The 12837-nt window shown below is 36.5% G+C and carries 11 protein-coding genes; 6 read left to right on the forward strand and 5 right to left on the reverse strand.

The window, feature by feature from the left end; all coding sequences use genetic code 11:
- Nucleotides 1–372 precede the first annotated feature (372 nt).
- From PN497_RS05980 to PN497_RS05990, 3 genes are all read right to left on the reverse strand, one after another.
- Nucleotides 373–690, reverse strand: coding sequence for a muconolactone Delta-isomerase (locus PN497_RS05980; RefSeq protein ID WP_096566112.1), 318 nt, complete (start codon nt 688–690; stop codon nt 373–375).
- An 80-nt stretch (nt 691–770) separates the two neighbouring features.
- The gene (locus tag PN497_RS05985) at nt 771–1589 is read right to left on the reverse strand and encodes a DUF4435 domain-containing protein (protein ID WP_096566114.1); all 819 of its coding nucleotides are present in this window, start codon (nt 1587–1589) and stop codon (nt 771–773) included.
- A 117-nt stretch (nt 1590–1706) separates the two neighbouring features.
- On the reverse strand, nt 1707–4688 hold the full coding sequence (locus tag PN497_RS05990) for a UPF0182 family protein (RefSeq protein WP_096566116.1): 2982 nt from the start codon (nt 4686–4688) through the stop codon (nt 1707–1709).
- A gap of 500 nt (nt 4689–5188) precedes the next feature.
- On the opposite strand from PN497_RS05990, the gene PN497_RS05995 reads away from it, so the two are divergent.
- Nucleotides 5189–5440 carry a hypothetical protein gene (locus tag PN497_RS05995; RefSeq protein ID WP_096566118.1) on the forward strand — a complete coding sequence of 84 codons (252 nt, stop codon included), beginning with the start codon at nt 5189–5191 and terminating at the stop codon, nt 5438–5440.
- On the opposite strand, the gene PN497_RS06000 is transcribed toward PN497_RS05995, so the two are convergent.
- A complete protein-coding gene (locus PN497_RS06000; protein WP_096566119.1) occupies nt 5410–6873 on the reverse strand; it encodes a cobyrinate a,c-diamide synthase in 1464 nt (487 codons plus the stop codon). The genes PN497_RS05995 and PN497_RS06000 overlap by 31 nt on opposite strands.
- Nucleotides 6874–7261: 388 nt before the next feature.
- Here PN497_RS06000 and PN497_RS06005 point away from each other — a divergent pair, with 388 nt between their 5' ends.
- Genes PN497_RS06005 through PN497_RS06015 form a run of 3 tightly spaced genes read left to right on the forward strand, consistent with a single transcriptional unit; the run spans nt 7262 to nt 9986 of the window.
- On the forward strand, nt 7262–8125 hold the full coding sequence (locus PN497_RS06005) for a polysaccharide deacetylase family protein (RefSeq protein ID WP_096566120.1): 864 nt from the start codon (nt 7262–7264) through the stop codon (nt 8123–8125).
- Complete coding sequence (locus tag PN497_RS06010; RefSeq protein ID WP_096566122.1) at nt 8112–9827, forward strand: glycosyltransferase family 39 protein; 1716 nt, start codon at nt 8112–8114, stop codon at nt 9825–9827. The genes PN497_RS06005 and PN497_RS06010 overlap by 14 nt, the downstream gene beginning before the upstream one ends.
- Nucleotides 9828–9833: 6 nt before the next feature.
- Nucleotides 9834–9986 carry a hypothetical protein gene (locus PN497_RS06015; RefSeq protein WP_272109791.1) on the forward strand — a complete coding sequence of 51 codons (153 nt, stop codon included), beginning with the start codon at nt 9834–9836 and terminating at the stop codon, nt 9984–9986.
- Nucleotides 9987–10044: 58 nt separating this feature from the next.
- Here the strand turns inward: PN497_RS06015 and PN497_RS06020 are convergent, their stop codons facing one another.
- On the reverse strand, nt 10045–11022 hold the full coding sequence (locus PN497_RS06020; protein ID WP_096566124.1) for a carbohydrate kinase family protein: 978 nt from the start codon (nt 11020–11022) through the stop codon (nt 10045–10047).
- Nucleotides 11023–11369: 347 nt separating this feature from the next.
- Here PN497_RS06020 and pedR point away from each other — a divergent pair, with 347 nt between their 5' ends.
- Together pedR and PN497_RS06030 are read left to right on the forward strand one after the other, a co-directional pair.
- Nucleotides 11370–11645 carry a photosynthetic electron transport-dependent transcriptional regulator PedR gene (gene pedR, locus PN497_RS06025; protein WP_096566126.1) on the forward strand — a complete coding sequence of 92 codons (276 nt, stop codon included), beginning with the start codon at nt 11370–11372 and terminating at the stop codon, nt 11643–11645.
- A 508-nt stretch (nt 11646–12153) separates the two neighbouring features.
- Nucleotides 12154–12837, forward strand: a 684-nt coding sequence (locus PN497_RS06030) for a DUF6391 domain-containing protein (protein ID WP_272109792.1), incomplete at its 3' end; no start/stop codon positions are given.

Below are 12837 nucleotides of genomic sequence, written 5' to 3' on the forward strand. Positions count from 1 at the left end.
ATAATTTGTTGCCCGAATGCTTCGCCCTTACAGGAAAATAGCTTGTTGATAAAATTGATAATTTGTTGCCCGAATGCTTCGCCCTTACAGGAAAATAGCTTGTTGATAAAATTGATAAGCTGTTGTGCATTTAATTTATATAAGGTTAACAGGCAAGATGCCTGTTCCACAAGACTTAAGAATATTAAGATTATACAGTTTAGCTGCATGACAGCTTAATTTGTTGCCCGAATGCTGATGCTTCCAGCACGCTTCGCAAACGCCTGTACAGGAGTCAGAATGTTTGCAAATTGTGGGTTTTATTCAACGCTTGCAAAATCTGACTACTGAAAGCTGATAGCTGATGGCTGAATGCTTACCTTTGCTTTATGTTTATTTTTTCTCTAACCGAGATTTTACATCTGCTGCAAAGTCTTCATATCTTCTCAAAGGAGTTACTTCTACTTGTACATTTTGACCCATTTTTTTCATGATAGGTAAATCTAAGAGAATTTGATCCAGTGTGTCAGGTGTGGGAACATCAACAATAACAATTACTCGACGAGTTCCCACACATTTCCACAAATCTACAACAATTCCTGCTTGCTTTGCTTGTAGTGCTGCATCTGCTTCTTCACTCCAAATGGTAAAGAGTTCTTGCTGTGTCATGTCGTCGGGGTATTCAACGTGAAAATCTAAGTGATATAGCATGATTAATTTTCCTAAATTTGGTTAATTACAATTAATAAAATACTATAGATTCAGGTTTCGCGCAAAGTGTTATGATAATTTTAATTCACAGAAGTTCTAAAAGATTCCAAATAACTTACTAGACAATCTGGGGTGTCCGCATATTGGGACAAATTAGAAATTAGTGTTGTTTCCCGCAAATTTAAGGTGACTTTTATTTTTTTAGTAAAATACTTGGGATTGCCTTTATTTGCTTCTTCAATTAGTTTTTGCATAATTTTGAATAAAAAATAAATTTCAAATTTACCTCTAAAACTTTTTTGACGATCTTGTGAACACAGGTGATTTTGCTTTAAATTTAGTTCTTCTTGAGTAACAGTAGTTGCTTTGGGAAATTGAGTATATAAATCATTAATGGTGTAGTTGCTTGTGATATTATCTGAATCTATCTGTACTAACTTTGAGATATCAAGACCAGATAACTTCAAATTTGTTCTTTTTTCTCTTTGACAAGCTATCCAAATATTTAAAAGTTCAACTGCATCATGAAATTCTTTCTGAAGTTTTATATAAAGGTTTTTACAGTTATTAAAATCAATATCTGATTCAGACAGCTTAAATTCACTTCTCAGAATTTCACAAAAACTATTAATAGATGTATAAAAATTTTCTATTGAGTAACAAGGAGTTTCATATATTCCAGTTATTTCTGTATTTTTTATTGATATATCAAAATCTCTGTCTATAAAGTATGCTGCTCTAACTTGAGAGTAAGTTTTGCGATTAGTAATAATTCGATGAATAGCAATAAGAATAACAGCTTCTTTATCAAAAGGAATTTTCATATCCTTATAGCCGAATAAGCCATTGATAGAAAATGATTTCAAATTACTAAAATTAAGATGTTCACTTAACAGCATAATTATTGATTCTGACAATTTTTGACAATTTATAGCTGTGATTTTGAGACTATTTGTTGCTTAATTTATATAGTAACTCATCTTGATAAAAGAATGAATCACAACTTACAAATTATTTTAAACCGGCGGTATACCTTCTTCTTCCACAGGACGAATAATAGCCGGCGCTGGTGTTATTTCTGGCTGAAAAATCGCCTGTAAAGCTTGTTCTAATGTCTGTGCCATGACAATGCGGTTTTCATAGGCAACAACTACCCTAACCAAAGTTGGTAAACTATTCTGGGTTGCTTCTAAATAAATTGGCTCAACATATAATAAAGATTGTTCAATGGGAACAATTAAAAGATTACCTTGTATTGCTCTTGATCCTTGACGATTCCATAATGAAATTTGTTGAGAAATTACTGGATCTTGGTTAATTCTAGCTTCTATTTGTTCTGGTCCATAAATTAAACGTTCTTTAGGAAAATTATAAAGCAGCAATTTACCGTAATTTTCTCCATCAGAACGCGCTGCTAACCAAGCAATTAAATTTGTTCTTTCTTTTGGTGTGTAAGGAAGCAATAAAATAAATTCTTCAAAAGGAACACCAGGAAGACTGGTAATTAAATAGTAAGGTTCAACTTGACGGGGTTCAGTTCCGTAAATTTCTTGGGGTATTTGCCATTGGTCTTCCCGGTTATAAAATACTTGAGGGTTAGTAATATGATAAATCATTAACCGCTCAGATTGAATTTTGAAAAAGTCTACCGGATAGCGAATATGACTAAGGAGATTAATAGGCATATTTGTTAGCGGTTGGAACATTTGCGGGAAAATTTTTGACCAAGCAATAATTAGCGGATCTTGAGGTTGAGCAACATAAAATCTGACAGTGCCGTTGTAAGCATCAATGACGATTTTAACAGAATTACGAATATAGTTAATACCGTCTTTATTTTGATCTGAGTAGGGATAATGACTGCTGGTAGTGTAAGCATCGACTATCCAATAAAGATAATTTTTTGCACCGGGAAATTGTTGATTTTTATCATCTGGGTTGGCATCAGCGGCAACTATATAAGGTTCACTATCAAATTGTAAAAAAGGGGCGATCGCTCTAATTCTTTGGTTAATATTTCGCCGGAATAATACCTTTGTTTCTGGTAGAGCGTCCCGTGTAAATATCATTTGCCAGTCTTTTAAATATGTGGCAAATAACCACCGTCTCCATAAAGAACCTATTCTAATTCCACCGCTGCCATCGTAGGTATTATAAACGTTATCACTACCACTGGGATAATCTAATTCTTTAACTCTTGTCCCAGTCATGACATGAGTATTAGAAATTTCTCCATAATAAATTCGTGGTTCACCAATAGGAATACTTTCCCGAATAGCTGCATTAGCAGTAGTTAAAGCTGCACCATTACCACTAATATCTTTGACAAAATATTCTGGTAAACCACCTGGTGCAACTGTATTTACTGGACTTATGGTAAAACCATAACCATGAGTGTAAATTAAATTGCGGTTTACCCATGTTTGTGCTTGTTGTGGGACAGCATTATAATCTAATTCTCTGGCGGCTATTAGTACCTGACGTTTTTCATTTGTTGGGGGTTCTTGTTGGTTAGTTTGGTTGCTGATAATGTAGCGATCAATATCGGCATCAGGAAACGCATAATAAGGACGAATTTGTTGTAATTGTCGGTTAGTTTTTAATAGTGGTTCTTGATCCCAAAGCCGAATATTGCGAATAGTTAAATCATTGGCTTTGATATCTGCTTGGGTTAATTTTCCTTGGGGATTAAAGGTTTGAGCATCTATGGCTTCTAAATCAAATGCTTGACGAGTGAGGGCGATAGTGCGTTGAATATAAGGTGTTTCTCTCTGTAATTCATTGGGTTGAACTATAAAAGATTGGATAACCGCAGGTACAATAAAATCACCTGCAATTACTAATAATAAATAAATACCTAAACCATAAATTACCCATTGATGATGTTGAGATTTGGGTTTCCAAAATAAAGTTTGCCATAATAAATAAAAGGCGATCGCTACAGCTAAAACACATAACATGGTATCAGCGGGCAACTGTATTTTAACATCAGTGAAACTAGCCCCAAAACTCACCCCACGGGGAGAATAAACCAGTTCATAACGACTTAACCAAAAACCAAAGGCTATCACCAACATTAAACCGCCACCTAAGCCGAATAAATGACGTTTTTGTGTGGGCGAAAACCCAGGAAAAATGCTTTGACTGATACTGTCTCCTGATACAAGATAGCTGAGAGTAACAGCAAGAAAACTATATAAAAATAAACCTATCAGCCAAAAAGCCAACAGTTCCCAGACAGGAAGGGAAAAAATATAAAAGCTGATATCTTTGCCAAATAAAGGTTCAGTGCTATTGAAGGGGGTGGAGTGCAAATACAACAAGATTTTTTCCCATTGTTGAGATATTAACCACCCAAAACCGAGACTAAAAATAATAGCGATCGCCCACAGCAAAAACTGAGAATATATCAAAAGAGCGATCGCCATCACCACAGCTAATGCAAAATACCAAACTTGCGAAATAGTTCTAATGCTCAAGTTCCAAAGTATCTCTGGTCTAAATAAGATAGTAAAAGGTGAATTAACCTGATTAATTTCTCCATTCCAGTAACTTAACGCAACTTGTCCATAATGGGTGAAAATTAACCCCACTAAAAAACTCAAGCTTAACGTTAGCGGTAACAACCAGAATAATTTAATTTGTGTGTTTCCTGTCGCAATCTGTGGAGTTTGATAGACTTGCTTATACTGCGGACTTAGAAAATTTGTTAGTTCCCTACTCAGTGTAGTTTTTTCAATTCTTGCTGGCTCAATTTTCAGGGACTGGGGATATTGCCAACGTTTTGCTAAAATTAAATTTCCCAGTAAATAGATCATACTCAAGCTAACAACACCCACCCATAAAGCACCTTGAGTTATTAACCGCACCATAAAAGTTGGCAAATAACCAACTTCTTGAAACCAAAAAATTTCCGCCCCTAAATGAGAAGCTAGATCCAAGATGAGCCACAAACCCAAGCAAACGATAATAACTCTAAAGCACCATTTGAAAAACATTGATTTTCTAAGGAATAGGGAATAGGGAATAGGGAATAGGGGAAATCAAAGTTCCACATTCAAGTCATTATATCAATAGTCATGGTAGTTTTTGTACGGAGATCCCGAAGGTTAGAAGCAAAAGCGCAAAGGAAGATAAAAAAATTATCAGTTCATCTTTGATGATAAAGCGATCGCTCCTCACTGTGCTGTTGGTGATAGTTCCTTGAGGGCGACATAGTGCAATACTACTCGGTTAAGCCTTTTTTGGGGCATTACCAAATTTCAAGGGTTTCAGCCTTATTTGTTTCGTTAACTGAGCAGTTTTTTGGTACAGTATTAAAAATTTTTCCATACTCATTTTTAATAGAGTAAACAATGAGCTTTAATCCATTTAATCTCTTCGATTACCTTCCAGTGCATTCCGAACTTCATCCTGTAATATTTAGCCATGAATGATTAAAAAATACTTTTCAAATAATTAGTAGTATAATAATCCAAGATACTAAGGAGTTAATTATATGCAAATAAGACTTAAATCAAAAGTTGATACACAAGGTAAATTATTGTTACAACTTCCCCAAGAATTAGCTAATCAAGAATTAGTAATAATTATTACTAATTCTTTTGAAGAAAAAATACCAACACCAGAAGAATTAGGATATCCTGCTGATTTTTTTGATAAAACTGCTGGAAAATGGGAAGGTGAATTTTTAGTTAGAGAAAATTTCGTTGATTGCGATCAAAGAGTTTGGGATATTGAATTGACATAACTAAATTTTAAACATTCTTGTAAAAACCTTTGGGGAATTTCTATACTTTCTCCCCAATGTTGATGAACATAAGAAGCATGAACATTAGGAATATTAGGTAAATTCCATCCTTCAAAACCTGTATTTTCTTCACAGTCATAACGATAGGTATCAAACAATGATTTTTGCGGGTTTGTAATTACATGAGAACGATGAAATTCATGTCCATAAATATTTGTACCCGCATTTAATAAAAAGCTATTTTCTAAAACTACTGCGCGACGATATCCTAAAGTTAATTTTTTATCCATTTGTGCAGATGTGGGTAATATTCCTACCATTGGCCAAGATTGATTTTCAAAATCAATAATATTTTCACACAAATACATTAAACCCCCACATTCAGCAATGGTGGGTATTCCTGATAAAATCGCTGTTTTTACTTCTTGAATAACTTTAATATTTGCTGCTAGTTCTTGTGCAAATACTTCAGGAAAACCACCACCAAAATACATTCCTTGAATATCTTTTGGTAATTGAGTATCTTTTAAAGGACTCCAAAATATTAATTCTGCTCCCAGTTTCTCTAATAAATCTAAGTTGTCTTGATAATAAAAATTAAAAGCTTGATCCCGTGCAACAGCAATTTTGATTTTTGATTTTTGATTTTCTTTTATTTCTCCGCTTTCTCTGTGTCTGTGCGGTTTGTTGATTTGAAAATTGGGAACATCTGAAGACAGAATTTCAGTTACTTGTAATAGTGGTAATAATTTTTCCCAATCAAAACAATGATCGCCTAAATCTGCAAGACGATGAATTACATCATCTAATTCTGGTAATTCTCCAGTAGGAACTAAACCCAGATGACGATCAGGAATAGTAATATTATCCTGTCTTCTGAGAACACCCAAAATAGGTAAGTTGAGAGTTTTCAAGGAATTTTTTAATAAAGATAAATGGCGATCGCTCCCTACTCTATTTAAGACTAATCCAGCAATTTTAACTCTCTGATCCAAACTACAATAACCATGTGCGATCGCTGCCACTGAACCAGACAAACGACTACAATCAATTACTAATATTACCGGGCTATCTAATAATCTGGCAACATGGGCTGTACTAGCAAAGTCCATTTGATGATTGCCATTTTCAGTTATATTGAAAGAATTACCAACACCATCAAATAAACCCATGACTCCCTCAACCAGAGTATATTCACATTCTTGGGAATGATGCTGAAAACATTTTTGAATATAACTTTCTGAAGTCAAAACCGCATCTAAATTTCGACAAGGACGACCAGTAACATACTGATGAAACATAGGATCAATATAATCTGGACCAACCTTAAAAGATTGTACTTTGACACCACGACGACACAAAGAGGCTAAAAGTGTAAGTGTCACCGTAGTTTTGCCCACTCCGCTGCGTTCTCCAGCAATAATCAAAGACATGAATTAGGTACAAGATGAAGGGAATATCACTTAATTGTATCTGATGATTATACCTGATATTCCGATCCAAAAAAGCTAACTCAAAGCATTTGGTTTTAAATTAATTTTGCCTGACTTCTGACTCCTGTACGGGCGAAGTACGGGCGAAGCCTGCTTGTCGGCAGACAGGCATTCGGAAAATAGCCTTGGACAAAAATTTATAATTAGTCGCCCGAATGCTTCGCCCTTACAGGAAAATAGCCTTGGACAAAAATTTATAATTAGTCGCCCGAATGCTTCGCCCCTACTGACTGCTAACTGATGAAATTTAATCAAAGCCTAACTATAGACAAATTTACTGAGAATCTGATATGCTTTCAATGTTCAAATTTTTGCTTAAACCGTAATAATGCCTTTAGTTAAACCCTTGACTCAGGGATTTTCTTTCCTGCGTTTTGGCAAACATCGTCCATCGAAATTCATATTTTCCAAATTATTGCCTCTGTTATTGATAGTGATAGCAGTTTACTGTTTTTTAGAATTGGCTTGGCCAAAGCGTTTCCTGCTTCCCGGCTTATTTGGAGAGTCAGTATTTTGTATCAACACTCCTGATAAAGTTTTAGCACTGACATTTGACGACGGACCTGATCCAGTCTATACCAGAGCCATTTCTCAAACCCTTTTAGATTATCAAGCTCAGGGAACATTTTTTGTCTTGGGAAAACACAGTGCAAAGTATCCCCAAATTGTCAGAACTTTGGAAAAACAGGGACATGAAATAGCTAACCATACATGGAATCATTACAATCTCAATAGTAAATTTAAAGATACTATTTCTAGAGAAATTAGGGAAACCGATATTTTAATTAGTCAATTAATCTCACGAGACAATGTTCACTTTAGACCCCCTTTTGGTCGTGCTGGTTTTGTTGTCACAAATGTTTTAAAGCAGATAAAAAAACCGATTATTTTTTGGGATGTAGATTTACAAGACTGGCGTGGTAAATCTGCCGCAGAGATGATGAAAATTTTTGAAAATAACTTTCATAATGGCTCAATCATTCTTTTACATGATTCTGATGGTGTAGCAAAAAAAGGAGTATATGCTAGTCGCCATAATACTGTAGAGGTAGTTGAGGAAATTTTGAAAGCTTATACTCCCCAGGGATATGAATTTGTGACTATATCAGAGTTGTTGAAGAGAGGAACTGTAGTTAAAGTACAAGAACGCTGTTTAAAACAATTTTCCAATAATAAAGATGGACGTGAATAATAGGCGCTCTACCGTTTCTGCTCCCTGGTTTCATTCTTTACTGCTGCTGATTTGGTTCGTTATTGGTGTAGGGTTACGTTTGACTAATTTAACCGCCAAACCGCCTTGGACTGATGAATTTGCGACTTTAGTATTTAGCTTGGGCAATAGTTTTTTACCAGTACCTTTAGATCAGGCGATCGCTCCTGATATTTTATTACAACCATTACAAATTAATCCCGCAGTTGGTACAGGAGATGTAATTAATAATCTTCTCACAGAGGATAATCACCCACCACTATATTTTGTCTTGGTTCATCTGTGGATGCGGCTATTTCCCCACCCTGAAGGTTTAGTATCTTTGTTTGCAGCACGTTCTTTTCCGGCTTTACTGGGTGCGGTTTCTATTCCCTGTGCTTATTTTTTAGGTAAATTAGCTTTTCGTTCTTCATTAGTAGGACAATTAGCGGCTGCAATGATGGCAGTCTCACCCTACGCAGTATTTTTAGCACAAGAAGCCCGTCATTATACTTTGGCTATGCTGTGGGTGATGCTTTCGATAGCTTGTTTGGTAGTTGCTGTTCGTTACTTGGAAAAGCAAAAATTATTACCTTTGTGGTTAATTATTGCTTGGGTAGGAGTTAACGCCTTGGGTTTTGCTACTCATTTCTTTTTTGTGATCACTCTTGGCGCTGAAGCTGTAGCTTTGATTTTTGTGGCTTGGAAACAACAAACTCAGACAAAAACTTGGGTGTTGTTCTCTCCTGTGTGGTGGCGATTTTATTATGTAGTAGTTGGTACGGCTGTTGCTGGGTTGGTGTGGTTGCCTGGGAGGTTACAAAATCGCTACCTTGGCACTTTAACCGAGTGGATTAAAAGTGAACGGGTCGGACTGGGTTGGATTAGCCCCATTTTTCAAGCTTTAGGTACATGGATCACTATGATTTCCTTACTCCCAGTGGAAGCACCTGATTTAACGGTGGTTATTTTCTCTGGGTTGGTGATGTTAATTTTCTTTATTTGGGCAGTGCCAATTTTAATTCGGGGGATAAAAGTTCAATTACAAGCACCGGAAATTGGTTCTATTACTCAGGTATTGATTGGGGTAGTGTTAGGGGCGATCGCTTTCTTTTTCTTCTTTACTTATTTCCTGGGTATTGATCTTACCAGGGGCGCTCGCTATAGTTTTGTTTATTTTCCAGCGGTAATAATTTTACTGGGTGCAAGTCTAGCAGTTTGTTATCAAAATCCCAACATCGGTAAATGGGGTATTAACGGCAAACAAGCTGTAATGCTGATTTGGGTAATGGGGTTAATCAGTGCTATTACAGTTACTTTTAATCTGGGTTATCGCAAATATTATCGCCCTGATTTATTTCTTCCTGTTATTGAACAAAATTCTTCAGTCCCGGTTCTCATTGCCACAACTCATAAAAGTTTAGTACAAACTGGGGAAATGATGGGTATAGCTTGGGAATTAAAATTCTCTGGTTTGCAAACTAATATTGAAAATACTCAATTTCTCCTCGCCCATCAAGCCCAAAACCCCAATACTTCTACTGTAGCCCTAGAAAAGACTATCAAAGAATTACCAAGACCTTTTGATTTATGGTTGGTTAATTTTCATGCTCCCATTAGTCAGGAAGTGGAAAAATGTCTGCTTGATGATCAAAAGTTGCCAGGAATATATGGGTATGAGTATGAATTGTATCACTGTAAATGAACTGTTATGGCAGAGCAGTTTCCCATCATTGAAGTTCCCCTAGATGCTTCTCAAGATATTGAGGATTTAGGAACAAAAGAAAAATTTTGGTTTTATCACCCAGATTTGGGGGGCTGTCTATTTTGGCAAGGCTTAATTTGTAAAGGGAATATCAGGTGATTGTATCTGATATTCCCCTAATTTTGGTTTTACTTCAATCAGTGAAAACTGTTGATTTTTAAAGTTGATGATCGGCTAAAAAAGCATCAACTTCTTCTGCTGTGGGTTGGGATGCGATCGCACCTGGTTTAATAGTAGTTAACGCCCCTACCGCACTAGAGTATGTAACAACTCGTTTTGCTGTTTCTGCATCTCTCAAACTATGAATACCTAACTTACTCAACTGATGGAGAAACCCAGCTAAAAAACTATCTCCTGCACCAGTGGTATCCACCACAGGTATAGAAAAAGCTGGTAATTTACCTTCGTTTTCACCTAAACAATAAGCACAACCATTTTCGCCATCGGTGACTAAAACTCCTTCTAATGAGTTCAATCTGTAAGTAATTGCTCCAGGGTCTGTAGTATCAAACAACCATGATGCTTCCTCTTTTGTGAGTTTGAGGAAATCAAAACGTGGCAATAATGCTGCAATTTTTTGCTTTGCTAAATTAGCATCTTGCCAAAATACAGGTCGCCAATTCACATCTAAGATGATTTTCAAATCATATTGTTCCGCTAATTTCAATGCCTGATGAATAGCAGCCTCACTTTCAGGATAAGCTAATTCCAAAGTCCCCAACACCAAAAAATCAGCATCGTTAAACAAAGAATGGGGTAATTGATTAGCTTGTAAGCGGGTGTCGGCAAATTCGCTAGTATCATATTTACCAAAACCAGCAAAAGAGCGATCGCCGGTCAAATCCCTGACTACATAAACTTGTCGCGTTGGTGCTGTCGGATGACGTTGCACACCCGTTGTATCTACACCTACATCTTGTAATAACTTCACCAGTGCATTACCTGGTTGATCTTCTCCTACAGCACCAATAAAACCTGCGGGCGTTCCCAGTTTAACTAAAGCACAAGCCACATTAGCTGGCGCTCCCCCTGGGTAGGGAGTCCAAGAATTGACTTCTTCCAGCTTTAGCCCCATTTGATCCGCTAAACAATCAAACAAAACTTCGCCTAGACACAAAACATGGGGATTACTCATATCATTTTCGATTTACGACTTGGGATTAGGAATATGTATAAAATGTATAAGCATCTTTATTCCTTTGTCTCCAGTTAACCATAAAATAGCAGTTTTTATCACTTTATATAGTACATAATGCTATAAAAACCCAAAATTTACCACTGAAGTAACACTGAATATTTACTGATGAATAGGTTATATTTTATAGAAATTTTGCTTTTAAGAAAATTAACCTTCAGATTAAATTCCCAGAAAATATTGACTTTAGTATTACTAGGAACATTTACAACGTCTAGCTCTGAGAGAATCTTTTAGAATTAGAAAGAGTGATTAAGTACATATACCAAGGGAGAAATAAATAAGCCATGGCTGCTAATGAGTCTGGGACCCCTGTTAGTCTGTCAGACAGAGAACTGCAAATTATCGACTTAGTGGCCGCAGGCTTAACTAACCAAGAGATTGCAGCAAAACTGGAGATTAGCAAACGTACAGTTGATAATCATATCAGCAACATTCTCACCAAAACAAAGACAGATAACCGAGTCGCTTTGGTTCGCTGGGCTTTACAGTGGGGAAAGGTCTGTTTAAACGATGTGAATTGCTGTACATTACCTAACTACAATGATTCAAATGTGAGTTAGTTTATTAATATGAATCCCTGTGGATGCTGAAAAGTTCAACCATTTTGGATTTTCGATTTGGGTTAGCGAAGCGTAAGCAGCGCAGCGAGTATTTGAGATAGGTACAACCGACAAAGAGCGGGGTATTGAGCTTGCTTCTGAAGTACAAGTACCAAAACACCTCAATCAAAATCCAAAATCTAAAATCTAAAATCTAAAATTGGCAAGATCAATTTTGAGGTTTACAGATTGTTCTCCTCCTCACCTTTATTTTTCAGTGTGAACCTCTACCACAAGTTCCGTGACTTTATCTAGTAAAAGTTGATGCTCTGGGAATCAGCGAATTTTTGCGATCGGAACTGACATACATATCAGAATTTCTCGTTTGATTTAGGCCAAAGGGTTTAGCATTGCTAAACCCCTACTGACTCATGACTCCTGCTATTTTTCAACAAAAATTAGCAATAATCTAGTTGTACAAGCGTTACATTGGAAAGAAATCTATATTACTTTATCCGCTTGGGGGAAAATGAATACTCCAACTTCTTATGCAAATAGCTCATTTCCCTTTAACTTTTTTAATCTTGACTTGATAGCACCATCACCAAACCAAGATACCGACTTACTACAACAGCTATCTTTTGTACCCGGTTTACAAGAAATTCTCATGCTGCGTCAGGTTCACGCCCTAGAACACGCTACTGTTTGGGTTCTGAGTGAAATAAAAAGTGTTGATTCTTCTCCCAAACAGCCTACTAATGTACAGTTTGATAATGAATCATTAAGTGGTTTATCCACAGAACAGGGATTTTACCTTTATGGTGATGTAAATATCAGTTATTTACGGCGTGCAGTAACACTAGCTCAATATCGTCTTACCAACGGAGAATGGGATTTAGCGGTACATCCCCGTTGCGGTACAAATTTATCTGTAGCAATGTTGTTAACTGCTGGATTTGCTATGGGTGTGTCTGTGATGCTACCATTTAGACCTGTTGAGCAACTAGTAGGTTTAGGATTAGCTGCAACTACGGCTTCTGAACTTGCTCCAGATTTAGGTGCTTTCGTTCAACGTTATTTAACAACAGCTATCCCTTTTAACCTCGCAATTGAAAATATCATTCTTACACGGGACACTTGGGGACGTGAAGCGCATTTTGTTAAGGTAAAATGGCGGCAGGTGACTGGGGACTGGGGACTGGGGACTGGGGAC

The sequence above is a fragment of the Sphaerospermopsis kisseleviana CS-549 genome, from assembly GCF_028329225.1.
Classification (GTDB): domain Bacteria; phylum Cyanobacteriota; class Cyanobacteriia; order Cyanobacteriales; family Nostocaceae; genus Sphaerospermopsis; species Sphaerospermopsis kisseleviana.